The sequence below is a fragment of the Streptomyces sp. NPDC050315 genome, from assembly GCF_040655775.1.
Taxonomy (GTDB): Bacteria; Actinomycetota; Actinomycetes; order Streptomycetales; family Streptomycetaceae; genus Streptomyces.
The window spans coordinates 252205-277961 of the sequence record NZ_JBFAKN010000001.1; the positions used below are offsets into that span (position 1 = coordinate 252205).

Annotated in this window: 22 protein-coding genes and 1 pseudogene; 5 read left to right on the top strand and 18 right to left on the bottom strand. The window is 70.9% G+C overall.

Translation table 11 applies throughout. From position 1 onward, the window contains the following. Positions 1 to 15 precede the first annotated feature (15 nt). Complete coding sequence (locus tag AB0I82_RS01185; protein ID WP_363254921.1) at positions 16 to 1338, bottom strand: MFS transporter; 1323 nt, start codon at positions 1336 to 1338, stop codon at positions 16 to 18. A gap of 262 nt (positions 1339 to 1600) precedes the next feature. On the opposite strand from AB0I82_RS01185, the gene AB0I82_RS01190 reads away from it, so the two are divergent. Continuing rightward, complete coding sequence (locus tag AB0I82_RS01190; protein WP_363254922.1) at positions 1601 to 3154, top strand: acetolactate synthase large subunit; 1554 nt, start codon at positions 1601 to 1603, stop codon at positions 3152 to 3154. Between the two features lie 31 nt (positions 3155 to 3185). Here AB0I82_RS01190 and AB0I82_RS01195 read toward each other — a convergent pair whose 3' ends face one another. Together AB0I82_RS01195 and AB0I82_RS01200 are read right to left on the bottom strand one after the other, a co-directional pair. Beyond that, on the bottom strand, positions 3186 to 4184 hold the full coding sequence (locus tag AB0I82_RS01195; RefSeq protein ID WP_363254923.1) for an alpha/beta hydrolase: 999 nt from the start codon (positions 4182 to 4184) through the stop codon (positions 3186 to 3188). Between the two features lie 101 nt (positions 4185 to 4285). Further along, positions 4286 to 4738: a hypothetical protein gene (locus tag AB0I82_RS01200; protein ID WP_363254924.1), complete on the bottom strand. Its 453-nt coding sequence runs from the start codon at positions 4736 to 4738 to the stop codon at positions 4286 to 4288. A gap of 166 nt (positions 4739 to 4904) precedes the next feature. Here AB0I82_RS01200 and AB0I82_RS01205 point away from each other — a divergent pair, with 166 nt between their 5' ends. Beyond that, positions 4905 to 5822, top strand: a complete 918-nt coding sequence (locus AB0I82_RS01205; protein ID WP_363254925.1) for a glycoside hydrolase family 16 protein — start codon at positions 4905 to 4907, stop codon at positions 5820 to 5822. A gap of 9 nt (positions 5823 to 5831) precedes the next feature. Continuing rightward, entirely contained in the window at positions 5832 to 6206 is a 375-nt protein-coding gene (locus AB0I82_RS01210; protein ID WP_363254926.1) for a VOC family protein, read from the top strand. Between the two features lie 52 nt (positions 6207 to 6258). Here the strand turns inward: AB0I82_RS01210 and AB0I82_RS01215 are convergent. The 8 genes and pseudogenes from AB0I82_RS01215 to AB0I82_RS01250 form a co-directional block, all read right to left on the bottom strand. Next, positions 6259 to 7827, bottom strand: a pseudogene (locus AB0I82_RS01215) (MDR family MFS transporter); the annotation flags it as partial. 97 nt (positions 7828 to 7924) lie between these two features. Then, complete coding sequence (locus tag AB0I82_RS01220; RefSeq protein ID WP_363254927.1) at positions 7925 to 8587, bottom strand: ABC transporter permease subunit; 663 nt, start codon at positions 8585 to 8587, stop codon at positions 7925 to 7927. Then, positions 8560 to 9276, bottom strand: a complete 717-nt coding sequence (locus tag AB0I82_RS01225) for an ABC transporter permease (RefSeq protein WP_363256031.1) — start codon at positions 9274 to 9276, stop codon at positions 8560 to 8562. The genes AB0I82_RS01220 and AB0I82_RS01225 overlap by 28 nt, the downstream gene beginning before the upstream one ends. Positions 9277 to 9281: 5 nt before the next feature. Beyond that, positions 9282 to 10238, bottom strand: a complete 957-nt coding sequence (locus AB0I82_RS01230) for an ABC transporter ATP-binding protein (protein ID WP_363254928.1) — start codon at positions 10236 to 10238, stop codon at positions 9282 to 9284. Between the two features lie 16 nt (positions 10239 to 10254). Then, complete coding sequence (locus AB0I82_RS01235) at positions 10255 to 11151, bottom strand: glycine betaine ABC transporter substrate-binding protein (protein ID WP_363254929.1); 897 nt, start codon at positions 11149 to 11151, stop codon at positions 10255 to 10257. Between the two features lie 2 nt (positions 11152 to 11153). Continuing rightward, on the bottom strand, positions 11154 to 13130 hold the full coding sequence (locus AB0I82_RS01240) for a CocE/NonD family hydrolase (RefSeq protein ID WP_363254930.1): 1977 nt from the start codon (positions 13128 to 13130) through the stop codon (positions 11154 to 11156). 101 nt (positions 13131 to 13231) lie between these two features. Next, the gene (locus AB0I82_RS01245) at positions 13232 to 13660 is read right to left on the bottom strand and encodes an ATP-binding protein (protein WP_363254931.1); all 429 of its coding nucleotides are present in this window, start codon (positions 13658 to 13660) and stop codon (positions 13232 to 13234) included. Beyond that, on the bottom strand, positions 13657 to 14580 hold the full coding sequence (locus AB0I82_RS01250; protein WP_363254932.1) for an MEDS domain-containing protein: 924 nt from the start codon (positions 14578 to 14580) through the stop codon (positions 13657 to 13659). Before AB0I82_RS01250 ends, AB0I82_RS01245 begins: the two co-directional genes overlap by 4 nt. A gap of 272 nt (positions 14581 to 14852) precedes the next feature. Between AB0I82_RS01250 and AB0I82_RS01255 the strand changes: the two genes are divergently transcribed. Beyond that, complete coding sequence (locus tag AB0I82_RS01255) at positions 14853 to 15293, top strand: ATP-binding protein (protein ID WP_363254933.1); 441 nt, start codon at positions 14853 to 14855, stop codon at positions 15291 to 15293. 4 nt (positions 15294 to 15297) lie between these two features. On the opposite strand, the gene AB0I82_RS01260 is transcribed toward AB0I82_RS01255, so the two are convergent. Both AB0I82_RS01260 and AB0I82_RS01265 read right to left on the bottom strand, forming a co-directional pair. Next, positions 15298 to 17775 carry a glycoside hydrolase family 3 C-terminal domain-containing protein gene (locus AB0I82_RS01260; protein ID WP_363254934.1) on the bottom strand — a complete coding sequence of 826 codons (2478 nt, stop codon included), beginning with the start codon at positions 17773 to 17775 and terminating at the stop codon, positions 15298 to 15300. A 50-nt stretch (positions 17776 to 17825) separates the two neighbouring features. Continuing rightward, a complete protein-coding gene (locus AB0I82_RS01265; protein ID WP_363254935.1) occupies positions 17826 to 19112 on the bottom strand; it encodes an MFS transporter in 1287 nt (428 codons plus the stop codon). 236 nt (positions 19113 to 19348) lie between these two features. Between AB0I82_RS01265 and AB0I82_RS01270 the strand changes: the two genes are divergently transcribed. Beyond that, positions 19349 to 19933 (top strand): TetR/AcrR family transcriptional regulator, encoded by a 585-nt coding sequence (locus AB0I82_RS01270; protein ID WP_363256032.1) that lies wholly within the window; start codon positions 19349 to 19351, stop codon positions 19931 to 19933. Between the two features lie 15 nt (positions 19934 to 19948). Here AB0I82_RS01270 and AB0I82_RS01275 read toward each other — a convergent pair whose 3' ends face one another. From AB0I82_RS01275 to AB0I82_RS01295, 5 genes are all read right to left on the bottom strand, one after another. After that, a complete protein-coding gene (locus tag AB0I82_RS01275; RefSeq protein WP_363254936.1) occupies positions 19949 to 20983 on the bottom strand; it encodes an ABC transporter permease in 1035 nt (344 codons plus the stop codon). Then, on the bottom strand, positions 20980 to 21942 hold the full coding sequence (locus tag AB0I82_RS01280) for an ABC transporter permease (RefSeq protein WP_363254937.1): 963 nt from the start codon (positions 21940 to 21942) through the stop codon (positions 20980 to 20982). The genes AB0I82_RS01275 and AB0I82_RS01280 overlap by 4 nt, the downstream gene beginning before the upstream one ends. After that, the gene (locus AB0I82_RS01285; RefSeq protein ID WP_363254938.1) at positions 21939 to 23462 is read right to left on the bottom strand and encodes a sugar ABC transporter ATP-binding protein; all 1524 of its coding nucleotides are present in this window, start codon (positions 23460 to 23462) and stop codon (positions 21939 to 21941) included. Before AB0I82_RS01285 ends, AB0I82_RS01280 begins: the two co-directional genes overlap by 4 nt. 1 nt (position 23463) lies before the next feature. Further along, complete coding sequence (locus AB0I82_RS01290) at positions 23464 to 24564, bottom strand: ABC transporter substrate-binding protein (RefSeq protein WP_363254939.1); 1101 nt, start codon at positions 24562 to 24564, stop codon at positions 23464 to 23466. Between the two features lie 167 nt (positions 24565 to 24731). Next, positions 24732 to 25748, bottom strand: coding sequence for a LacI family DNA-binding transcriptional regulator (locus tag AB0I82_RS01295; protein ID WP_363254940.1), 1017 nt, complete (start codon positions 25746 to 25748; stop codon positions 24732 to 24734). Between the last annotated feature and the right edge of the window lie 9 nt (positions 25749 to 25757).

Below are 25757 nucleotides of genomic sequence, written 5' to 3' on the forward strand. Positions count from 1 at the left end.
GAGGCCCTTCGGCGGCTACGGGGCCGGGATGCGGTTCGTGCCGCGCAGTCGGGCCGCGTCCCGTTCGGGGTTGACGCCGAGGAGCGCCGCGAGCCCGCCCACGAGCACCATGACCCCGAAGATCTGGAAGGCCCGTCCGTAGCCGACGGCGGGGTCGGCCGCCTGGTCGACTATCCAGCCGGTGAGGTACGGGCCGTAGACGCCGCCGAGGGACATCAGGGCCATGAAGATGCCGAGGGTACTGGCGAGTTGCCGGGGCGGCACGATCTCCGCCAGGCCGGCGTTGAACAGCGGAAAGATGCTGGCGCCGAAGGCGTAGCCGATCGAGACGACGGCCACCGCGGCGGCCGGTGTGCCGATGCTCGGCAGCAGCGCCATCGTGGCGCCGCACACGAGCAGGGCCACCGAGGGGACGATGCCCCGCAGGACGCGCGAGGTGGCACCGCGCCCGATCAGCCGGTCGCCGATCCAGGAGAGCCCGAACATGACCACGATCGACGCAATGCTCGGGAAGCCGAACATGGTGCCGGCCTGCACGCGGCTGTAGCCCAGGCCCATTTCGAAGTACGACGGCAGCCAGGTCAGCACCACGGTCACCAGGGCGTACATCGACATCGTCGCGAGCGCGGCCCCGAGGAACGTGGGCGAGAGGAACACCTTGGCCCACGGGACAGCGGGCTCGTCGGCGGCCCCGGTCGCCTTTGCGGCCTTGTCCTCACCGTACGGGCCGGGCGTCCAGGTCGGGAGCCAGATCACCAGCCAGACCAGACCGGCGACCGCGAGGACCACGAAGGCGGTGCGCCACCCGTAGGCGGCGACCACGACCGCCAGTGCGGGGGCGACCGCGATCTTGGCGATCGAGGCGCACGCGGTGATGCACGCCGAGGGGAGGCCGCGCTTCTCCCGCGGATGCCAGGAGTAGAGCGCCGTATGGATGATGGGGCTCGACGGCCCTTCCAGGAAGCCGAGCAGCATCCGGCTCAGCAGCAGGACGGTGAAGGTCGCGGAGACGACCAGCGGGAGCATGGCGAACGACCAGCCGACCGCGAGGAGCGCGAGCGACCACTTCAGGGCCGTCCAGCGGTTGAGCAGGCCCGCGACGAGGTTGCCGACGGTGAAGGTCAGGAAGAACGAGCTGCCGATCAGGCCGATCTGTGAGGAGTTCAGGTGCAGTTCCTCGGCGAGCGGCTGGGCCACCAGGCCGAACACGGCCTTGTCGGCCCAGTTCACGATGTACAGCAGCATCAGCAGGCCGGTGAAACCCCAGGCCTTGGCCCGGGATTCCCCGGCGGACGGGGCCGGGGCGGCGCGGGTACCGGGCACTTCGGTTGTCGGCACGGGTGTCTCCTTCGGGGAGAGGTAAGGAGGGGTACGCCTCGTCGGCGGGCAGTCCGCGGCACCGGTGGGGACGGTCTGAAGAAAAACCACACGAACGCTCGCTAAGGTAATCGGCGACTCAGGGCCTGTCCACGTCCCGGACACGATGAGTCGAGTAGTTACCTGCTGCCGCGGAGCAATGAGCGAGACCCCTCGACACGAAGTTAACGACCGCTTAGTATCCGAGGCCGAGTCCGCCTGTACACGGAAGAGAGAGGCCCCCATGAACGGCGCGCAGTCGCTGATCCGCACTCTCGTCCGGGCCGGTGTGGACGTGTGTTTCGCCAACCCCGGTACCTCGGAAATGCACTTCGTCGCCGCACTCGACGCCGTGCCCGAGATGCGCGGCGTGCTCGGCCTGTTCGAGGGTGTGGTCACCGGAGCCGCCGACGGCTACGCGCGGATCGCCGACAAGCCGGCGGCCACCCTGTTGCATTTGGGCCCCGGCCTGGGCAACGGCCTGGCCAATCTCCACAACGCCCGCCGCGCCCACACCCCGATCGTGAACGTGGTGGGTGACCACGCGACGTACCACAAGAAGTACGACGCGCCGCTGGAATCGGACATCGAGCCGGTGGCCGGGTCGGTGAGCGGCTGGGTGCGGCGGTGCGACCGGAGCGCCGACGTCGGAGCCGACGCGGCGGCCGCGGTGGCGGCGTCGATGGAACCACCGGGCCAGGTCGCGACGCTCATCCTGCCCGCGGACGCCTCGTGGGGCGAGGGCAGCGAGGTGGCCGCACCACTGCCCGTACGTACCCCGGCGGCACCCGACGCCCAGGCGGTGGCGGCCATCGCCGATGTGCTGCGCAGCGGAGAACCCGTCGCGCTGCTGATCGGCGGCCGGGCGTGCCGGGCGGCCGGGCTCCGCGCGACGAGCCGGATCGCGAACGCCACCGGCGCGCGGGCGTTCGTGGAGACCTTTCCCGCGCGGCTGGAGCGGGGCGCGGGCCTGCCCGCCATCGAGCGGCTCGGTTACTTCGCCGAGCAGGCCGCCAAGCAACTGGACGGCGTCACCCATCTGATCGTCGCCGGAACCGGCTCCCCCGTGTCGTTCTTCGCCTACCCGGACCGGCCGAGCGACCTGGTGCCCGAGGGGGCCCGCGTACACACCCTCGCTGGTCAGGGCGAGGACGCGGTTGCCGCGTTGGAGGCGCTGGCCGAGCAGGTGGCCGCCGACACCGCGCCGACGCTGACGGAAGCCGCCCGGCCGGCCCTGCCGAGCGGCCCCCTCACCAGGAAGAACTGGTCGGATGTCGTCGGCGCGTTGCTCCCGGACGGCGCGATCATCGCCGACGAGGCGAACACCTCGGGAGCGTCCCTGCCGCAGGCCACGGCCGGCGCGCCCCGGCACGACGTACTGACCCTGACCGGCGGTGCGATCGGTCAGGGCCTGCCGGTCGCCACCGGAGCAGCCATCGCGGCACCGGACCGCCCGGTACTCAGCGTGGAGGCCGACGGCAGCGCGATGTACACCATTTCGGCGCTGTGGACGCAGGCCCGCGAGAACCTCGACGTCACCACGGTGATCCTCAATAACAACGCCTACGCCGTACTCCGCCTGGAGATGCAACGCGTCGGCGCCGACCTGTCGGGCCCCGCCGCGAAAACACTCCTCGACCTCTCCTCCCCCGCACTGGACTTCGTCCAACTCGCCGAAGGCATGGGCGTCCCGGCCTCCCGCGCCACCACCTGCGAGGAGCTCGCCGCCCAACTCCGCCGAGCCCTGGCGGAACCGGGACCACACCTGATCGAGGCAATGGTCCCGGCGGCGCTGTAGTACCGCGTTCAGGTCGGCGACTTTGCCGGCGTCAGACGCCCGCCTTGGGAAGGTGGCCGAGGAAGTCCAGCAGTGCCGCGTTGACCTCTTCGGGGCGTTCCTGCTGGGTCCAGTGGCCACAGCCGGGGAGCGTCACACTGCGGTGCAATTTCGGTGCGATGGTGTCGAGAGAGTCGATGATCCGGTCGATGCCGTGCAGCGAGGTGACCATGTCGCGGTCGCCGACGACGTACAGCGCCGGGACATCGATGCCGCGGCCGCGGAAGGCGGCCAGGAGTGCGTTGTTGCGTTCGATGTTGCGGTACCAGTTGAGGGGGCCGGTGAACGCCCGGTCGCCGTGGCGGGCGTAGTCGTCGGCGAAGGCGTCGATGTCGCCGGGGGTGAGCCAGGCGGGCAGCTCCGGGTCCGGTCCGACGCCGAGCAGCGGGGCGCCTTCGGGCACGATCCAGGGACGCGGCCGGGCGTTGGCCGGGTTGTCGCCCGAACCGTTGAACAGCATACGGCGGAAGGTCGAGGCGAGGTCCTGCGCCAACTCGGCGTCGGCGGCGCCCGGTTCCTGGAAGTAGACCTGGTAGTAGCGGTCGCCGTACTGCTGTCGGGTGACCGACGGCGGGGCCATGCCGGCGGGCAGTACCGGCGGGACACTGAGCCCAGCGACGGCCCGTACGACGTCCGGGCGGAGCATGGCCGTCGTCCAGGCGACCGGCGCGCCCCAGTCGTGGCCGACGACCACGGCCTGCTCCTCGCCGAGCGCGTGGATCAGGCCGATCACATCACCGGTGAGGTGCAGCAGGCTGTACGCGTCGGCATCGGCGGGCTGCTCACTGCGGGCGTAGCCGCGCTGGTCGGGCGCCACGACCCGGTACCCGGCCGCGGCCAGCGGCGCGAACTGGTGCCGCCAGGAGTACCAGCTCTCCGGAAAGCCGTGCAGCAGGACGACGAGGGGCCCCTCGCCCTGCTCGGCGATATGCAGTGTCACTCCGTTGACTTCGACGGAGCTGTGCTTGATGTCGGCGTACTCGGCAGCCATGGGCTCGGGTTCTCCTGACGTTGCGTCGGGACGGACAGTGACGGACAGTACGGCCCGGATGGATCCCGGATGCCATGCCATGAGTACAACACCCGTCCGGATCAAGAACTCGTCGGGGTTCCTTGTGCGGCACGCTGCCGGCGCGCATCCATGCAGTCCTCCAGATGGTCGATGAGGTCATCGGCCGGTCCCAGGCCGGTGCTGCGGTCGGTGACCAGGGTGTGGCCGTCGTGCGCCAGCCGGTACTCGAAGCGGTCGCGGGAGCCCTCAGAGATGCTGCGGGAAGGCAGCTCCCCGAAGTCAACGGCGTCCAGCAGGGAGCCGAGCTTCTCGCGCTCGGCTCGCGACAGGTCACGGGCCGCGTGGCTGCCCTTGTGGTCCGTGAGGAGCACCGACCCGTCGGTGCTCACCTCGATGCCGCGCTGAACCCCCGCAATGCCACCGCTGACGCTGAGGCTCACCTCGTCGCTCCCGGACGCGACGGACTCCCCACACCCGGCCAACAACAGCGCGCCCGTGAGAAGGGCGAGAAACCGTCCGATGTGCGTTGCCATGCTTCCGCCTCCGTTGGTGGTGTGGTGGTCGTCGGTCACATCATGCGCCGCTCGGCCTGCTCTCCGGTGTAAGAGAGCGCTCTCACGCATGTATTGACAGGGACGCGTCAGCGGCGCTTCACTTCGCGGAGGCAGTAGGTCCGGACCAATCGAGGCGGGTAGTCACATGTCCCTTCGCATGTCCTGCAACGTGTCCTCAAGGGAGCGCCGGCGCGCCCTCCGTGGCGTCGCTCTGGCCACCGCGGCACTCACCGCCGCGTTGAGCTGGGCCCCCGGCTCCGCCGCCGCGGCGCCACCGCCGGACGCACCCACCACCCCCATACGTGCCGTCACCTTCGAGGACACCTTCGACGGCCCCGCCGGGTCGGCGGTCGACGGTGGCAAGTGGCAGACCGAGACCGGTGACAACGTCAACAACCACGAGCGGCAGTACTACACGGCGGGCAACGCCAACGCCGCCCTGAACGGCCAGGGCCAGCTGGTCATCACCGCACGCCGCGAGAACCCGGCCAATTACCAGTGCTGGTACGGCCGTTGTGAGTACACCTCGGCGCTGCTGAACACCGCGGGCCGCTTCACCTCGACCTACGGTCACGTCGAGGCGCGCATGAAGGTGCCGCGCGGCCAGGGGATGTGGCCGGCGTTCTGGATGCTCGGCGATGACATCGGCCAGGTCGGCTGGCCGAACAGCGGCGAGATCGACATCATGGAGAACGTCGGCTTCGAGCCGAGCACGGTGCACGGCACGCTCCACGGCCCCGGTTACTCGGGCAGCGGCGGCATCGGCGCGGCGTACTCCCTCCCCAACGGGCAGGCCTTCGCCGACGACTTCCACACCTTCGCCATCGACTGGGCGCCGGACTCCATCACCTGGTCCGTGGACGGCACCGTCTACCAGCGCCGCACGCCCGCCGATCTCGGTGGCAAGACCTGGGTGTTCAACAAGCCCTTCTTCCTCATCCTCAACCTGGCCGTCGGCGGCTACTGGCCCGGCGACCCCGACGGCTCGACGTCCTTCCCGCAACAACTCGTCGTCGACCACGTCCGCGTCACCACCTCGAACACCGCCGACAGCGCCCCCTAAAGTGCGCACATGAAGCTCACGGCGATCACACTCGACTGCCCCGACCCCTTGGCGCTGGCCGCGTTCTACCAACAGGCCACCGGACTCGAACTGCACGAAAAATCCCACGGCGATTTCGCCGGGCTACGCGGTGGGGACGGGCTCCTCATCGGTTTCCAGCGGGTCGATGGTTACCGGGCTCCGCGCTGGCCCGACCAGGCCGTACCGCAGCAAATACATCTCGACTTCGCGGTCGATGACCTCGACGAGGCAGAGGCCCTACTGCTGGAGCTGGGCGCGGCCAAGCCGGAGTACCAACCGGGCGGCGACAGATGGCGGGTCCTCGCCGACCCGGCCGGGCATCCCTTCTGCCTGACGAGGAGGGACGGAGCGACCGAAGACTGAGAGCCCGTGTCCCTTCAAGGGCTCACTCGTCGCGTTGCCGGGCCTCCGTGCCCGCGGCCTCCTGCAGGGAGTTCGTCGTCTTCAGTGGCACCTCCCTGATGCAGAGCGCGAGCAGGAAGGCCAGGAAGGCGAACGGGGCGGCGTAGCGGAAGACGTCGGCGATGCCGTGGCCGTAGCTGGTTTCGATGATGCCGCGGATGGTGGGAGGGAGCTGCTGCAGGTCGGGGATGTTGCCGCCGCCGTGTGCGTGCGGCATCGGGAGGCCGAGTGAGGTGAATCCGTCCTTCATGTACTGGCTGATCCGTGTGGAGAGCGCGGCGCCGAGTGCGGAGACGCCGATGGCGCCGCCGAGGGTGCGGAAGAACGTGACAAGGGAGCTGGCCGCGCCCAGGTCATGCGGGGCGACCTGGTTCTGTACGGCGAGTACGAGGTTCTGCTGCATCAGGCCGATGCCGATGCCGAGCACGGTCATGTAGACGACGACCTGCCAGTACGGGGTCTCGTACCGCATCAGGCCCAGCGTGGCCGCGCCGCCGGTCAGGAAGAGTCCGCCGCCGACGAGGAATATCTTCCAGCGCCCGGTGCGGGTGATGATCCGGCCCGAGCCCATCGAGGCGACCAGCAGCCCCGCCACCATCGGGATGGTCGAGACGCCGGACATGGTCGGGGTCTGGCCGCGGGAGAGCTGGAAGTACTGGCTGAGGAAGACGGTGCCGGCGAACATGGCGACGCCGACGAAGATGCTGGCGAGGGAGGTGAGCGTGATGGTCGCGTTGCGGAACAGCCGCAGGGGGATGATCGGTTCGCGGGCCTTCGTCTCGACCAGCAGGAAGATCAGGCCGAGTACGGCGGCTCCGGGAACCATCGTGTACGTCTGCCAGGACAGCCAGTCGTACGCGTCGCCGGCCAGCGTGACCCACACCATCAGCAGGCAGACCGCGGCGGTGACGAAGAACGCGCCCAGCCAGTCGGCCTTCACCTCGCGCTTGACCACCGGCAGATGGATGGTCTTCTGGAGCACGATCATTGCGATCACGGCGAAGGGCACGACGGCGTAGAAGCACCAGCGCCAGCCGAGCCAGCTGGTGTCGGTGATGACGCCGCCGATGAGCGGGCCGGACACGGTACCGACGGCATACGTCGCGCCGAGATAGCCGCTGTACCGGCCGCGCTCCCGGGGCGACACCATGGCCGCCATGATCACTTGCGAGAGTGCGGAGAGGCCGCCCGCGCCGATGCCCTGCACCACGCGGCAGGCGATCAGCATCCCGGCGTTCTGCGCGAAGCCGGCGACGATCGAAGCGACGATGTAGAGCACCAACGCGAACTGGACCAGGAGCTTCTTGCTCACCAGGTCCGACATCTTGCCCCACAGCGGGGTGGTCGCCGTGACCGACAGCAGCGCCGCCGTGACGACCCAGGTGTACGCGCTCTGTCCGCCGCCGATGTCGGCAAGGATGGTCGGCAGTGCCGAGGAGACGATGGTGGAGGACAGCACCGCGACGAACATTCCGAGCATGAGCCCGGAGAGCGCCTTCATGATCTGGCGGTGCGACGCGCCCTGTCCCCCGTGTTGGGATCCGCCGGACCGCGTCTCCGCAGATGCTGTTGTCGTCCTCATGGCCTTCTCGGCCTTCCTCTTGCCGCCCCAGGACTAGTTGGTGCGTGCAACCATAATTCACTTGGTTGCAGCATTCAACTGAGCGGTGGGGCTGCGTTCAGCGGCCGCGGGCCAGCCGCCTGCCCACCAGGCCGAACAGTGCGTCAGCGGCGAGGGCGAGGGCCGCTACCCAGAGGGCCGCGGCGATGACGCCGGAGAGGCCGTAGGAGACCTGGTTGAGGATGATGTCGCCGAGGCCGCCGCCGCCCGCGACCGCGGCGAGGGTCGCGCTGGAGATCACGTACACGGCGGCGATGCGGATGCCGGTGAAGAGGACGGGGAGGGCGAGCGGCAGCTCGATGCGGGTGAGGATCTGGCGCTCGGTGAGGCCCATGCCGCGGGCTGCGCGTACGACGTCGCGGTCGATCTGCTCCACGGAGAGGTATGCGTGCGTCAGCGCGGGCGGCACTGCCATGACGACGAGGGCCGTCATGACGTTGACGAAGCCGATGCCGAGGAGGCCCAGGAAGATGGCGATGAGGGCGAGGGAGGGCAGCGCGCGGCCGATGTTGGAGACGCTGACGGTGAGGAACGAGCCGCGGCCGCGGTGGCCGAGCCACACGCCCAGTGGCAGGGCGAGGACGAGAGCGAGCACGACGGCGGCCGCCGAGAGAAGCAGGTGGTCGATCGTGCGGTCCAGCAGCAGTCCGAAGTGGCTCGCCATGAAGGCGAAGCAGTCGAGGAAGGTGTGCATCAGACGGTCCTCCGCGTCGTCGCCCACGGGGTGAGCAGCCGCCCGGCCAGTACGATCAGCCCGTCGGCGGCGAGGGCCAGCGCGACGGCGAGCAGGCCGGCGCCGATGAACTGGGTGTTGAACGGCGACTGCAGGCCCTGGATGATCGGCGAGCCCAGCCCCTGGTCGATGATGAATGCGGCGATCTCGACCACGCTGATCGTCGTGACGGTCGCGACCCGCAGGCCACTGACGATCGCGGGCAGCGCGAGCGGCAGTTCGATGCGTACGAGGATCTCGCGTCGGGTGAGCCCCATGCCGAGGCCCGCCCTGCGGACGTGCTCCGGTACCTCGGCCAGTCCGGCCAGCGTGGATTTGAACAGCACCATGAGGGTGTATGCGACGAGTGCTATTTCGGCGGTCAGTACGGAGAGGCCGGTGACCGGGACGAGGAGGGTGAAGAGGGCGAGCGGCGGGATCGTGTACAGGAACGAGGCCAGGCCGCCGAGCGGGCGCACCAGCCACCGCCGGAAGTGGGCGAGCAGCGCCAGCGTGAAGGCCAGGGCGAAGCCGATGCCGACCGCGATGACGGTGAGCCGGACGTGCTGGGCGAGGGCCGGCCAGAAGACGCTCGACCAGTTCGCCGCGAACCAGTCCGCGCAGAAGAGCCCGTTGTCGCGGACGCAGGGGCTGACCGTGCCGAAGTCCGGGATCACCGGGCCCGCGGCCTGCACCATGGCGATCACGCGGCCTCCCGGATGAGGTCCACGGTGACAGCGCCGACCGTGTGCCCGTCGTCGTCGGTGACCGGGAGTCGGTCGGCGCCCGCCGCGAGCAGCGCGGAGAGGGCAGTACGCAGCGAGTCGTCGGCGCGCAGGGCCGTGCCGTCCGCGGCGCCCCCGTACGGCTCCAGTGTCAGGTCCGACAGCCGGCGCAGGGTGAGTGCCTTCAGGCCGCGGTCGGTGCCGACGAAGCGGGCCACGTAGTCGTCGGCGGGCGCGTGCAGGATGCGCTCGGGGGTGTCGTACTGGAGCAGCCTGCCGCCCTCGGCGAGGACGGCGATGCGGTCGCCCATGCGTACTGCCTCGTCGATGTCATGGCTGACGAACAGTGTGGTCTTGCGTACCTGTGCGTGCAGGCGCAGGAACTCGTCCTGCATGTGTTCACGAGTGACCGGGTCCAGGGCGCCGAACGGCTCGTCCATCAGCATGATCGGCGGGTCCGCTGCCAGCGCCCGCGCAATACCGACCCGCTGCTGCTGGCCGCCGGAGAGCTGTGCCGGATAGCGGTCGCCGTACTCACCGTGCGGCAGCCCGACGAGCTCCAGCAGCTCGCGTACCCGGTCCTCGATGCGTGGCTTGGACCAGCCGAGCACCTGCGGGACGGTCGCCACGTTCTGGGCGATGGTGAGGTGCGGGAAGAGGCCCGCCTGCTGGATGACGTAGCCGATGCCGCGGCGCAGTGCGATGACGTCCTGCTCGTGGATGCTTCTGCCGTCGATGCGGATGTCGCCGCCGGTCAGCTCGGTGAGCCGGTTGACGAGGGTGAGCGCGGTGGTTTTGCCGCAGCCGGAGGAGCCGAGCAGGACGCAGATCTCGCCCGCCGGGACGGTGAGGGAGAGCGCGTCGAGCGCGGGCCGGCCGGAGCCGGGGTAGGTCTTGGTCGCCTCATCGAAGATGATATCGGCGGCGCTGTTCATCCAGGGATCCCCTTTGCTATTTGAGGCCGTTGGCGCGCAGGAAGCGGTCGGCGACCTTCGCCGGGCTCAGGCGCAGGATCGCGGCGGCTTCGTTGAGCGCCTGCATGGCTTCCTCGGTGAGCAGCGCGTCGACCTCGTCGAGCGGGTCTGTCAGCCGGCTGCCGTGCTCCTCGACGAGCGGGCGGCGGACGACCGGTGCGACGTTCTGGAAGCCGAAGATGTGCTGGTCGTCGTCGAGGATCGTGAAGTCGTAGCGGCGCAGCTGCGGGTCGGTGGTGAAGACGTCGGCGGCGTCCACGTCGCCGTTCTTCAGCGCCGGGTACTGCAGGCCGATGTTGAGCGGCCGCACCTTCATCTCGCGCAGTCCGTAGGCCTTGACGATGGCGTCGAAGCCGAGCGGGCCGGTGATGTTGTCCGGGTACTCGGCGTACGAGATCTTCCCCAGCCGCTTCAGGTCGCCGACCGTCTTGAGGCCGTGCTTGCGGGCGTCCGCCGTCCGTACGGCGACGGCGTTGCGGTTCTGGAACGGTGTGGCGCGCAGGAGGGTGAGGCCGCGGCCCTCCTCGTACTCCTTGGCCGCGCGGAAGGTGCCGGCGGCGGTCGTCGGCATGTGTTTCGGCTGCGCGAAGGTCTGCAGGATGACGCCCGTGTATTCGGGATACAGGTCGATCTGGCGGGCGCGGATCGCCCGGTCGATGATGTCGGCGCTGCCGATGTTGGATTTGAGGACGACCTGGAAGCCGCGCGCGGTGAGCACCTGGGCGTACAGCTCGCCCATCACCCAGGATTCGGTGAATTGTTTGGAGCCCACCGTGATGACGGGCCCGGTGCCCGCCACCGAGCGGGTGGCGGTGGCCACACCGGCGGCGGCCACGGCGGCGAGGGAGCCGGTGAGGAGGGTGCGGCGGCGCATGGTCACACTCCTCTTCGGGGGATCACACTGTCCGTGGTGCGGTGGTGCACTTGGACCTCTCCTTCGTATGCGGTCACCGTGTTGCTGACGGCGAAGGATGTGGCGTCCGCGGTCATCCGGCTGTAGGTGACGACCCTGGTGCTCCAGTCGCCACGGCCGACCTCCTCGGTGCGCTCGCACTCGACGAGCGCGGAGTGCGGGTCGCCCTCGGTGAGTGTGAAGCGGTCGAGGGAGCCGGTGCGCCGCCACCCGCCGTCGGCGAGGTCGTGGAACTCCCCGTCGTCGATGGCCAGTGTGACGACGGTGGTGCCGGACACCGGGTCGTGTTCGATGCGTCGCGAGGAGGTACCGGGCGTCTGGCGCAGCGGCGCCGGGAGGTCGGGCAGCGGCGGCCCGTACGGACGCAGCTTGGCGTCCTCGGCGCGCTCCGGGCGTACGGGAAGCCGCAGTTCGGACCGGCCGCCGCCTTCCAGGGTGACGGTGACGGGCTCGGGTGACGGCCAGGCCATCGGCCAGTACGCGGCGGAGACGGCGACCCGGATGCGGTGGCCCGGCGCGAAGGCGTGTGCGGTGGCGAGCAGGGGCACGGTCACGTCGTACGCCCGGCCGGGCTCCAGCGGGCGCGGCGTCTCGTGGCCCTCCCGGTGGGTGAGGTTGAGGAGGCCGCGGGTGATCAGCCGCGAACTTCCGTCGGGGGCCACATCGGTGAGGCGCACGGCGAGCTGGGCCGCGGGCCGGTCGGCGGTGACGCGCAGGGCGACGGACGGCACGCCGAGGATCTCGGTGCGTACGTCCAGCGGCGCGGTGGTGAAGGTGTGCGAGAGCCCGTCGTCGGCGCCCTGCGGGCCGAACTGCCCGGCCACGTCGCCGAACTGCAGCCAGCTGCCGCCCGTGAGCCCGATGACACGGGTGCTGTCCAGCCGTGCGGGCAGCCCTTCGGTGAGCGGCAGTGACCGCTCACCGATACGGGCCGAGGGCCACTCGTCCTCGGCGACCCAACGGCCGGGCCGCCGCTCGCGGTCGGTGCCGGGCGCCGCCCAGTCGGGCATCCATACCCGCAACGCCGGATCGTCCCCGACGCCCGTGTCCCGGCCGCGCAGCCACTGGTCGAACCAGCGCACCACTTCGGCGTGGAAGTCGATGGCGGGGCCGGGCTCCGCCTGGTGCGGGTAGGTGTGTGCCCAGGGGCCGATCAGCCCGCGCACCGGTGCGTCGAGCCCTTCGAGGAGCCGCAGTACGGCCCCGCAGTACGGGTCGTACCAGCCGCCCACCGCCAGCACCGGCGCCTGGATCGCGGAGTAGTCCTCGCACACGGAGCCGTGCCGCCAGTACGCGTCACGGGTCTGGTGGGCGAGCCACTCCTCGACGTACGCGGGTGTCTTCGCCAGCCGCTCCTGCCACTGCGCACGCCAGCCCTCCCCCACCACGGCCGGGTCGGCGGGGCGTGCGTTGTAGGCGAGCATCGTCGATGCCCAGGGCAGCATTTCGGAGGCGAGCAGCGAGCCGCCCGTGTAGTGCACGTCGTCGGCGTACCGGTCGTCCGTCGAGCAGACCGTGACGACGGCCTTGAGGGCTGGCGGGCGGAGCGCCGCGATCTGGAGTCCGTTGAAGCCGCCCCAGGACTTGCCGATCATGCCGACGCTGCCGTCGCACCAGGGCTGTTGGGCCAGCCAGTCGATGACCTCGACGCCGTCGGTGAGCTCCTGCTGCGCGTACTCGTCGAGCATCAGCCCGTCGGAGTCGCCGCTGCCGCGCAGGTCGACGCGTACTGCGGCGTAACCGGCCTGCGCGAAGCGGGCGTGCAGGCTGTTGTCGCGCGCGGCGGTGGCGTCGTTCTTGCGGTACGGGATGTACTCCAGGACGGCGGGTACGGGGTCGGCAGCGGCGCCTTCGGGCAGCCAGATGCGCGCGGCGAGGCGGGTGCCGTCGGCGAGCGGTATCCACTGATGCCTGCGGACGCGAACCGGTGTGGTCGCCAAGGGGGCTCCTGGGAATGCGGGTTGCGGCACGGTTGCGACACACTCCTACTGAATATCCATGCAGTAGGGGGGTGGCGCGACTCTAGCGGCCCGCCGCGTCCCTAGGAACCCTCTGTGCGCAGTGAAGCGGCCAGCACGACAGTGGTGCCGCGGTCCCCGGGGCCGGGATGCACTTCGATGCGGTTGGTGAGCGCCTCGGCGATCCGCAGACCGTGACCGCGCCCGTGCGCCGCCTCCTGACCGGCGCTTTCCGGGGCGAGGGACTGCGGCGCTGGTACCACGGCGGCGGGGCCGGGGCCCGCGTCGACGACCTCGCACCGCACCTCGCCGTCCGCCGTACCCACCGTCAGCCGCCCCGCGCCCCCGCCGTGCAGGACCGCATTCGCCATGGCCTCCAGCGCCGCCTGCACTAGGCCGTCCCGCACCGGCCCGGGCAGTGCGGTGCGGCGCAGCGTCGCGGCGAGTGTGATCCGCGCCAGGGGCAGGTCGAGGCCGGTGAAGTCCAGTTCCAGCAGCCGGTCCGCGCTCATGCCACGACCTCCGCTTCCGCCGTGTCCGCCGCCTCCGCCACCTGCAGCTCCAGCTGCGGTACGTCGGTGGAGCCGAGGCTGCGCAGGGCCGTCTCCAGCATCGGGCCGCAGCGGACGACGGCGGTGTCCTCCCGCGGCAGCCCCGCGACGAGATCGAGCAACTGCCAGGCGCAGTGCGCCTCCACGTACGCCAGGTCGGTCAGGTCCAGCTCGTACTGGAAGGGGCCGGGGCCCGGCCGGGGGCCCAGCGCATTGCGCAGCGCTCTGGTGAACTCCTCGCGCGATCCCAGCTCCGCCGAGCCCGCGAACCGTGCGACGCCGCCCGGGGCCCGGGTCACCTCCAGCGCTCCCAGGGACTCCATGACCTGGAGCGGATGGACCGTGCGCGTCGCGGCCACCAGATCGTCGCCGCACCGCTGCCGGTCGTACCAGCAGAGGCCGGTGACGTACGCGTCGGCGAACAGCCCCGCCACGGACGCCTCGTAGTCGATCACCTCGTCGTCGGACACCCCTGCGCGCGGTGCCCAGCCCATGTCGCCCGCGCCGCGCAGCCGCGGATAGCCGGCCTGCCGGGCCCGCTCGGCCTCGGCGGCGAAGCTCCGGATCTGGCGCTCCTTGGAGAAGCGGCCGTCCGGGAGGTAGACGGGGGTGTTGCGGTCGAGCACGAACTGCCCGCTCCGCAGCGCGGCTTCCGTGTGCCCGGTGCCGCCGTCCAGGCACGCGACGGCGTCGTCGTCGGGCAGATCGCTCGGGTCGAGCAGGAGCAGCACCTTCTCCCCGCGGGCCAGCCCTGTCCGGGTGAAGGCGGCCAGCACCTGCCAGCGGCTTGCCCGGTCGGTGACGTCCATGCACGAGTGGTCGCCCGGTTGCAGCCGCTCCACGGGAATGATCCGGCCGGTCGTGCCGTGGTGTTCAGTCATCGGGCAGCCTCCCCTGTCGTCGGCATGGCGCACGCCGCCGGAATGTCCTTCGCACCGCTCGCTCCGGACATTAGAGAGAAGACGCCTGCGGCACTCTTCGAAGCCCGCTGAATTCCCTCTTTTGGCTACCGCATTGACAGCTGCTGCACTGCTTGTGATCGGAGTCGATTGGCAAACACCCACGGCAGGGGGGACGTCTTGCGACACGTAGGCATACTCGTGCGTACGGGGGGCGGTTCGGTGCACAGTAGGGCCGACCCGGAAGGACAACGATGCACATGCACGTCTGCGCGCCCGCCGAACTCGGTCCGCCCACCGCCTATCTCAGTGCCACGATCGCCGCCGATGCCGAGGAGCTGGCCCAGACCCGGCGGGCCGTCCGCGGCTGGCTGGCCGCGAGCGGGCTCACCGACGCGGCCGACAGCGCCGTACTCCTCATGAACGAGCTGGCCACGAACGTGCAGCAGCACGCTCCCGGACCGGCGAGGCTGCGCCTGTTCCTGCGTCCGGGAACGCTGCGCTGCGAAGTTCTCGACACCCACCGGACCCGCCCCGTGCTGGTGAACGCGGACACCGACGCGGAGCGGGGACGCGGCCTGCGCCTCGTGGACACCCTGGCGCTGTGCTGGGGCAGCGTCCCCGCGGGCCGCGGCAAGGCAGTCTGGTTCGAACTGCCCTTGCCGCGTGCCGCGCGGGGAGCGCCCACGCAGTGACCGACTAGCGGCCGGCCTCGATCGGCAGCTGGGACCGCAGCCGTACATCGTTCAGGGAACGGCCAATCTCGGCGGTGTACGTGCCGGGGACCAGCCGCCAGTCGTACGCCTGCTCGTCCCAGATCTCGGCGGCGCGGCGGGGGACGGCGATGCGTACCTCGGCCGTGCCGCCGGGCTCCGCCGCGACGGTGGCGAAGCCCGCGAGGCGGCGGGCCGGGCGGTCGGCGGTGTCCGCGTCCGGGGTGGCGAGGTAGACCTGGATCACCTCGCGGCCGGCACGCTCGCCGGTGTTGCGTACGCGCACGGTGAGCGTGCCCAGTTCCGCCCCGTCCGCGGCGGGCTCGTACGTGGCCGTCTCGTACTCCCAGTCGGTGTAGCCGAGGCCGTGTCCGAAGCAGTACGCGGGCTCGGTGGCTGCCTGCTGCCAGGCGCGGTAGCCGATGAACACGCCCTCTTCGTAAGGGAGTTCACCGTTCTCCGGGGTGACGCGGGTGACCGGTGCGTCGGCCAGCCGCGCCGGCCAGGTGGTGGGCAGCCGCCCGCCCGGTTCCTCTTCGCCGAGGAGGACGTCCGCGAGGGCCGCGCCGGCCTCCTGGCCGGGGAACCAGCTGAGCAGTACGGCGGCCACGTCGTCGCGCCACGGCAGCTCCACGGGGGAACCGGAGTTGACGATCACAACGGTACGGGGGTTGACCGCGGCGACCCGCCGGACCAGCTCGTCCTGGCGGCCGGGGAGCCCGAGGTCCGTGCGGTCGAAGCCCTCGCTCTCCACCCGCTCGGTGGTGGCGACCACGACGACCGCGGTGTCGGCCGTGCGCGCGGCGGCCACGGCCTCCTCGATGAGCTCCTCGGCGTCGCGCCGGGGCTCGCGGTGGACGAGGGCGAAGCCGACGGCCTGGATCGGCGCGTCCGACATGTCGGGGACGGTGTGGAGGAGGGCGACCTCGACCGGCTCGCCCGCGGTGAGCGCCACTTGGCCGCGCTCCACGGGCGCGCCGAAGAACGCCTCGAACGGGTCGTCGTGGTCGGGGGCCTCGACACCGTCGTGGAGCACGCGGTCCCCGACGGTGAGCCGGAAGCCGCCGATGCCCTTGGTGCCGAAGCAGTGCGCGCCGCTCTCGCGCGGGGTGAAGGTGCCGGTGATCTCGACGGTGTGCAGTTCCTCGTGGGTGACGCCGGCGGGCAGGTCGTCGCCGTGCCACTGGACCGCACCGCTGGGCAGCGGGGTCTCCCCCAGCACCCGCCCGTCCCGGTCCCGGCAGACCGCCCGCAGTGTGAACTCCTTGCCTGCTGCGGCCAGTTCATCACTCGGGTCGGCGCCGACGCAGTAGGTGAGGTCCCCTTCGGGGAGCGCGGCGCGCAGGCCGTCCAGTGGGGAGACGATGCGGTCGGGGAAGACCTGGGCCGAGCCGCCGCCGAGGACGCGGGCGTCGCGGGCCGCGGCGCCGATGAGGGCGACGGTGCCGGCCGCTGCCGGGCCGAGGGGCAGTGTGCGGTTCTCGTTGCGTACGAGGACGAAGGCGCGGCGGGCGATCTCGCGAGCCAGGGCCGCGCCGTCGATGGCGGCCGGGAGCCCGTCGGGGGCGACGGCGGGCGGCACGTCGTCGAGGGCGCCGACGCGGGCGGCGAGCCGCAGGACGTTGCGTACCGCGTCGTCGACGAGGGCTTCCTCGACCTCACCCGCGCGGACGGCGGCGGCGAGCGCCGGGCCGTACACGGTCTTCGGGCCGGGCATGGCGACGTCCAGGCCGCCTTCGATCGCGCCCTTGGTGGAGCGCGCGGCCATCCAGTCGGAGACGATGAAGCCGTCGAAGCCCCATTCGCCGCGCAGCACCTCGTTCTGGAGGTAGCGGTGCTCGGTCATGGTGGCGCCGTTGACGGAGTTGTAGGCGGCCATGATGCCCCAGGGGTGGGCGTTCTTGACGATCGTCTCGAACGGCGCGAGGTACAGCTCGCGCAGCGGTCGCGGGGCGACGGTGTTGTTGACGGTGAAGCGCTCGGTCTCGGCGTCGTTGGCGACGAAGTGCTTGACCGTGGTGCCGACGCCGCCTTCCTGTACGCCGGTGACGTATCCGGTGCCGATCGCGCCGGTGAGGTGCGGGTCCTCCGAGTAGCACTCGAAGTGGCGGCCGCCGAGCGGGGAGCGGTGCAGATTGACGGTCGGGGCGAGGAGGACGTGTACGCCCTTGCGGCGGGCCTCCTGGGCGAGCAGGTGGCCGGCGCGGCGGGCCAGTTCCGGGTCCCAGGTCGCGGCGAGCGCGGTGGGGCTGGGCAGGGCGACGGAGGGGTCGTCCGCGGTCCAGCGCACGCCGCGCACGCCGATGGGGCCGTCGGACATGACCAGGGACCGCAGGCCGATCTCCGGGAGCGCGGGCAGCGCCCACATGCTGCGCCCGGCCAGCAGCCGGGTCTTGGCGTCGAGGTCCAGCTTGCCGAGCGCGTCCTCGATGGTCGCGTCGTACGTGGTGGACGAGGGCGTCATGCGGGACTCCTTGGTGGTACGAGGGGAGGGCGTGGCGGGTACGGGCCGGCTCATCGGGCGCCCTTGATACGGGTGACGAGCACCGAACCGACGAGCGCGGCGGCCGCGGCCACACCGAACAGCAGGGTGTAGTTCCCGCCCCCGCCGATCGCCAGGAGAAAGGGCGCGATCATCGGCATCAGGGACTGCGGCAGCGCGTTGGCGATGTTGACGACGCCGAGGTCCTTGGCGGCGTTGTCCGGGTCGGGCAGGACGTGGGTGATCATCGCCATGTCGACGGCGTAGAAGAGCCCGCCGCCGACGCTCATGACGAACTGCGCGACGATGATCCAGGTCAGGTCGGGGGCGAAGGCGAGCAGCGCGAGACCGGCCGCGACGACGAGCCCGGAGGAGATCACGAAAGGCTTGCGGCGGCCGAAGTGGTCGGAGAGCCGGCCGCCGGCCGCGGCCGTGACGGACTGGACGGCGTAACCGGCAGCGACCAGTACGGCGACGGTGCTCGCGGTGGCGGTGGCGCTCACGCCCATCCGGAAGGGCAGGTAGTACGCCAGGTAGGTCATCGGCGCTACTGAGCCGAACATGACAAGGAACTTGGTGAGCCAGGCCCAGCCGAAGTCCGGGCTGCGGCGCGGGTCGAAGACGAAGCTGCCGAGGAACTCCTTGGCGGAGAACGGCTCGGGCGCCCAGTCGGGCACGCGGTCGTCCAGCTTGTACACGAACCAGCCGACCAGGGTGACGGTCAGGACGCACGGCAGCAGGAACATCACCCGCGCGTCGGAACTGAGCGCGGCGATGCCGGATCCGGCCAGTACGGCGGCGGTGAGGCCGGTGCCGATGGCACCGGAGGCGCTGCCCCGGGCGGCTTCGGGCACCTGGTCGGGGATGGTCGCCATGAGGGCCGCGTACACGGCGTTGAAGGAGGCCTGGACGAGGGCCCAGCCGATGACGAGGGCCGGGACGGCGGGGATGAAGGCGATCACCGTCAGGCCCAGCAGGCCGCCGAGCAGGCCGCCGACGAGCCAGGGCCGGCGCCGCCCGAAGCGGGAGCGAGTGCGGTCCGAGAGCCGGCCGAAGAGCGGGTTGGCGATCACCGCCAGGACGGCGCCGACGCCGAGCACCAGGCCCAGTACCGATTCCTTGTTGCGGGGTGCGACCTCCGCGACGCGCAGCGCCATGGTGACGATGACGGGCGTCAGCAGGGCGCTGTAGAGGCCGAAGTTGGCGAGGCCCAGCCGGAGTACGAAGCCCCTGGGGGCTCTCTCCGCGTCCGGGTCGGCGCTCGCGGGCTCGGCAGACGTGGTGGCCGAAGCCGAAGCGGGGACAGCTGCCTGATCCACTGCCGTACCTCCTCATTGAGGTGAAAATGCGGCTCGAAGACAGGGAGAAATCACGCCATCCCGTGGCGGGCTCCCTGCGGTTCGCAGCATCGTGTCCCAGCCACCTGTAAAGCGGTAGGCTTCGTAATCTCTTCGTTACCTCCAAGGGTCCGGACCGTTTCGTCGATTAGGCTCGGGCCGTGGCAGCAAATGATCGATCCGGGGCGAAGGAACGGGAAGCACGGCGGGGGCGGGCCGTGCGCGGCGAGGACCGCCGCGCGGAGATACTCCGGGCGGCGCTGGAGGTGATCGCCGAGCGCGGTTACCGAGGCGCCTCGCTCAACGCGGTGGCCGAGCGCGTCGGCATCACCCAGCAGGGTCTGCTGCACCACTTCCCCACCAAGGAAGCGCTGCTCGTCGCGGTACTGGAGGCGCGCGACGCATGGGACACCGGCGGCGGCCCGAAGCCGAGCGGCGAGCCCTGGCCGCTGGACCTGTACGCCTCACTCGTCGAGTACAACTCCATGCGCCCCGGCATCGTGCAGACCTTCTCGGCCCTGCTCGGCGAGAGCGTGACCGGGGAGGACCACCCGGCGCGTGAGTTCTTCGCGCACCGCTACGCGGCCGTGCGCGAGTCGGCGGCCGCCTCGCTGCGCGCCGAGTTCGGCGACCGGCTCCCCGGCGGCCGTACGCCGGAGGAGGCGGCGCCGCTGCTCATCGCGGTGATGGACGGAATGCAGTTCCAATGGCTGCTGGACCCCGCGGCCGTGGACATGCCGGCCGCCTTCCGGACGCTGCTGCAACTCCTGGGGCGGACGGAACCCACCACGTCACCGGACTGAGGCCCGCCCGGCCCTTCACGTCGTGCGCCGCCCCCGCCGCCCCAGCCACGTCTGGGCGATCACCACCACCGCGAGGAACGCACCGCTGACCACCTGCTGATACGCGGAGTCCAGCGAGCCGATCTGGTTGATGACGTTCTGGATGACCTTCAGCAGCAGGACGCCGACCAGCGATCCGCTGAGGAAGCCGGCACCGCCGGTCAGCAGCGTGCCACCGATGACGACCGCGGAGATCGCCTCCAGCTCCATGCCGGAGCCGAGGATGGTGACGCCGGAGACCAGCCAGGCCGCGTTCAGCGCCCCGGCGAGCCCGGCGCACAGCCCGGACAGCGTGTACACGGTGATCTTCGTCCGGGCGACCGGCGCACCCATCAGCGCCGCCGCGTCCTCGTTGCCGCCGACCGCGTAGACGTACTGGCCGAAGCGGGTGCGGCGGAGCACCAGCGCACCGGCCGCGAACAGCACCAGCGCGATCCACACGGGCACGCCCACCCCGAGCAGCCTGCCCTGGCCGAGCGTCGCGAAGAGCGTGCCCTTGTCGACGAGGTACGTCCGCGATCCTTCGTCCGTGACAGCGAGCAGCAGGCCGCGCGCGCCCAGCATCGCGGCGAGCGTCACGATGAACGGGGCGAGCCGGGACCGGGCGATCAGCACGCCGTTGAGCAGGCCGATGAGTCCGCAGACGACGAGCGGGAGCAGCAGCGCCACCGCCGTCCCGTACCGCGACCCCCACGCCGCGAGCACACCGCCGAGCGCGAACAGCGAACCCACCGACAGATCGATCCCGCCGGTGACGATCACAAACGTCATGCCGAGCGCCACGACCGCCAGGAACGCGGACGACAGGGCCATGTTCTGGATGTTGTCGGCCGTCAGAAAGGGTTCGAAGGCGAGGGACGCGGCGATCACCGCGAGTACAAGGGTGACCAGCGCGCCGTGCTGCTGGGCGAGCGCGCTCAGCCGCTCGGCGGGGCGGGGCGCGTCGACCGCCGCCCCCTCGGGCCCGGCCTGCGGCGCCGGCGCCGGTTCGCGGACGTCGGCAGTGGTCATCGCTTCCCCCGTTCCCTGGCCGCGTAGACCGCGAGGACGATCACCGCGGCCTGGGCGATCTGGGTCCAGGACGGCGGCAGGTCGTGCTTGATGAGTGTGGCGGTCAGCAGCTGGATCAGGACGGCGCCGGCGACGGTGCCGCCGATGCGTACGCGGCCACCGCTGAGCGGAGTGCCGCCGACGACCACGGCGGTGATCGCGGACAGCTCCATCAGGGTGCCGAGCGAGGTGGGGTCGCTGGCGGTGAGCCGCGCCGTGGCCAGCACGCCGGCGACCGCGGCGAGCGCCCCGGAGGCGGCGTAGACGAGGATCAGTACGCGGCGTACCGGCAGGCCCGCCAGGCGCGCGGCCGGGCGGCTGTCGCCGATGGCGAGCAGCTGCCGCCCGAAGGTCGTCCGGCGCACCACGAAGGCGGTGAGCAGCGCGAGGCCCGCCGCGATAAGGACCAGGTAGGGGATGCCGAGTACGGCACCGGAGCCCAGGGCCGCCATGCCGGGGTCGCGCACCTGCTTGAGCTGGGGCAGCAGGACGAGCGCGAGGCCGCGCCCTGCCACCATCAGCGCCAGGGTGGCGACGATCGGCTGCACGCCGACGAAGGCGATGAGCGAGCCGTTCGCGAGGCCGACGACGATGCCGCCGAGCACCGCGACGAGCAGCGCGATCCACGGCCCGTATCCGAGGTAGAGCGAGACGAGCGAGGTGGCGAGGGCCATCACCGAGCCGACCGACAGGTCGACGCCCTCGGTGCCGATGGCCAGCGCCATGCCGAGCGCCACGATCAGGACGGGCGCGACCTGCACGGCCTGGGTGCGGAAGTTCTCGGCGGAGAGGAAGTGCGGGGTGAAGAGGATGTTGACGAGAAGGAGTGCGGCGACGCCCGCGTAGACGCCGTAGTCCTGGAGGAGGCTGCGGAGCCGGTCGCGGTCGGCGGTGGCGCGGCCCAGGGTCAGTTGGGTCATGCGGCGCCTCCCACGGGCGCGGCCGCGATGGCGTGCATCAGGCGGTCGGCGGTGACGGCTTCGCCGGTCAGCTCCTCGACGACGGCGCCGTCCTTGAGGACGACGATCCGGTCCGCGCCCTCGATCAGCTCCTCCATGTCGGAGGAGATCAGCAGGACGCCGAGGCCGTCGGCGGCGAGCTCGTCGATGAGCCGTTGCACTTCGGCCTTGGCGCCGACGTCGATGCCGCGGGTCGGCTCGTCGAGCAGCAGTACCTTCGGGTGCATGGCGAGCCAGCGGGCGAGCAGCACCTTCTGCTGGTTGCCGCCGGAGAGTTCGCCGACCTTCTGGTGCGGCCCCGCCGCTTTGATGCGCAGCCGCTCGACGAAAGTGTCGACGATGCGGTCGATCCGCGCCTCGTCGACCAGGCCGAAGCGGGACAGCCGGGGCAGGGCCGCGAGCGCGATGTTCTCCCGCACCGACAGGCCCGGCACGATGCCCTCGGCCTTGCGGTCCTCGGGCAGCAGGCTGATGCCGGCGCGGATCGCGGCGGGGGTGGAGCCGGTGCGGACGGGGGCGCCCGCCACCACGACCGTGCCGGAGTCCAGGGGCAGCGCACCGGCGATCGCCTTCGCGGTCTCACTGCGGCCGGAGCCGAGCAGCCCGCCGAGGCCGATGACCTCACCGGGACGTATATCCAGACCGATGCCGTGGATGTGATGACGCACCGTCATGTCCTTTGCAGACAGGACTGGTTCCTGTGACACGACGTGATCACTGCCGGTGAATTCGGTGCGGCCCTCCTCGCGTACCGTGCCGGCCTCGCGGCCCAGCATCAGGGAGACCAGCCGGAGCCGGTCGAGGCCGGACATGGGGCCTGTGTGGACGGTCCTGCCGTCGCGCAGCACGGTCACCGCGTCGCAGATCTCGTACAGCTCCTCCAGGCGGTGGCTGACGTAGACGACGGCGATGCCGCGCTCGCGCAGCATGCGGATCACACCGAACAGCGTCCGTACCTCGCGCGGTTCGAGGGAGGAGGTCGGTTCGTCCATGATGACGACGCGCGCGTCCACCGAGACCGCGCGGGCCAGGGCCACCATCTGCTGGGCGCCGACGCCGAGTTCACGCAGCGGGCGGCGGACGTCGACGCGTACGCCCAGCTCGCGCAGCGCCTCGTCCGCAGCGCGGTGCATCCGGCGAAAGTCGATCAGGCCGAGGCGGTTGCGTGGCTCGCGGCCGAGGGAGAGATTGCGGGCCACGCTCATCAGGGGGACGAGGTTGACCTCCTGGTAGATGGTGGAGATGCCCGCGTGCTGCGCTTCGAGCGGGGTGGCGAAGGCGGCTTCGGCGCCGTTGTACGTCATCGTCCCCTCCCCCGGGTCCGGCCGGTACACGCCGGTCAGGACCTTGATGAGGGTGGACTTGCCCGCGCCGTTCTCGCCGATGAGGGCGTGCACCTCCCCGGCGCGGGCGGTGAAGTCGACGCGGTCGAGCGCCCGTACGCCGGGGAAGGTCTTGCTGATGCCGGTGACCGACAGCACCTCAGTACGCCTTCGTGAGGTCGGCCTTGGCGTTGTCCTTGGTGTACGCGCTGTCCTTGATAACGATGTCCTGCGGTACCTTCTCGCCCTTGGTGAAGGCGTCCAGGGTCTGGAAGGCGAGCGGCCCGAAACGCGGGTTGGACTCGATGACGCCGTCGATCCAGCCGTCCACGATGCCCTGGACGGCGCTGCGCGTGCCGTCGACGGTGACGATTTTGACGTCACCGGGCTGCTTGCCCGCGCCCTTGAGCGCATTGACCGCGCCGAGGCCCATCTCGTCGTTCTCGGCGTAGATCCCGTCGATGCCGGGCTTGGACTGGATGAGCTGCTCGGTGACCGACTGGCCCTTCTCGCGGGAGAACTCGCCGGTCTGCTGGAAGACGACCTTCAGCCCGGGCGCCTTCTCCTTGATGCGCTGCTCGAAGCCCTTGGTGCGTTCGGTGGTGACGTTGTTGCCCGCGGCGCCGAGCAGGATGGCGATCTCGCCCTTGCCGCCGGTCGCCTCGATCATTTGGTCGGCGGCGCGCCTGCCCTGCTCGACGAAGTCCGAGCCGATGAAGCTGACGTAGTCCTTGCAGGCCGTGCCGTTGATCTTGCGGTCGACGGTGACGATGGGGATGTGCCGGGCGCGCGCGGAGCTCAGTACCGGCTCCCAGCCGTCGGAGTTGAGCGGCGCGATGACCAGCAGGTCCGCGCCCTTGGCGATGAGGTCCTGCACGTCGCTGATCTGCTTGGAGAACTGCGACTGGCCGTTGGCCGTGAGCAGTTTGATGCCGCGCTTCTCCGCCTCGGCCTTGAGGGAGGCGGTCTCGGCGATCCGGAAGGGGTTGGCCTCCTTCTCGGACTGGGAGAAGCCGACGGTGGCGTTCTTCAGGTCCAGCTTCTTGCCGCCGAAGGTGTCGAGAGTGCAAGTCTTGCCGTCCGCATCGGTGCCCGACGCGGCGGCGGCCCCGCCGGAGCCGTCCTGCGCGGCGGGCTTCTTGTCCGCCGCGGCGTCGTCCTCGGACTTGGCGCAGCCGGAGACGAGCGCGAGGCTCGTGATGAGGCCGGTGGCGAGCAGGGCTCTCGCGGAGGTGCGACGGAGAGAGGAAGTCGGCTTCATGGTGTCCCCAAATGGCACGGCCCCGGCGCGCGGAACGCTCGCGGGGACTGCGGAACGTGCGGGCAACTGGTGGCTCAGATGAGGGTTTTACATCGTTGCAAGGGGGCTGACAACCCTCCGCGTACGAAATGCCGACCGGTCGACGGATCCGGTCATTTGACGGTGACTCAGCGGCGGCCCAGCGTGGACTCCCGCTCCACCAGCCGGAATTCCGCGACGAGTTCCCGCCCCGCGGGCGCCTCCGCGCGGTTCTCCAGCGTGCGCAGCAGCGACTCGACCGCCAGCCGGGCGATGGCGCGCTTGTCCGGGGAGATGGTGGTCAGGCTGACCGCGCCGAACCGCCCCTCGGCGATGTCGTCGAAGCCGACCACCGCCACGTCCCACGGCACCCGCAGCCCCCGCTCGTGCAGCACCCGCATCGCGCCGATCGCCACCAGGTCGTTGTAGGCGAACACCGCGTCGGGCCGCACCCCGGCGTCCAGCATCCGCGCCATCGCCTCGGCCCCGTCCCCCCGGTCCCAGCCGCCGGTCGGGCCGATCAGGCTGTCCGGCGCCGGCACGCCCGCCTCCGTCAGCTCGGCGCGCCAGCCCTCGAGCCGCAGATGCGCGGGGCGGTTCGCCGAGTCGGTACGCGCTCCCAGGTAGGCGATGCGGGTGCGGCCGCGGCCGAGCAGGTGGCGGACGGCCGTGCGCGCCGCCGCGATGTTGTCGATCGCGATGTGGTCGTACGGCAGGTCGTACTCGCGCTCGCCGAGCAGCACCAGCGGGACGTCGTCCTCGCGGCCGCGCAGGTCCTCCACTTCCAGCTCCAGCGGGCTGAGGATCAGGCCGTCGATGACGCCGGCCCGGAAGCCCTGGCTGACCAGGACCTCCCGCTCGCGGTCGCCGCCGGTGTGGTCGAGCAGCACGGTCAGGTCGTGCTCGGCGGCGACATCGATCACGGCGCCCGCGAGCTCCGCGAAGTACGGGTTGCCGAGCTCGGGAACGGCGAGCGCGAGGATGCCCGTGCGGCCTTTGCGCAGGTGACGTGCCGTCATATTGGGCCGGTAGCCCAGCTCGTCGATGGCTGCCTGGACCCGGGCCCGCATTCCTGGGGTGACGTGCTGGTAGTTGTTCACCACGTTCGAGACGGTCTTGATCGAGACACCGGCGCGTTCCGCGACGTCTTTCAGGCTCACTCGCAAAGGGATCTC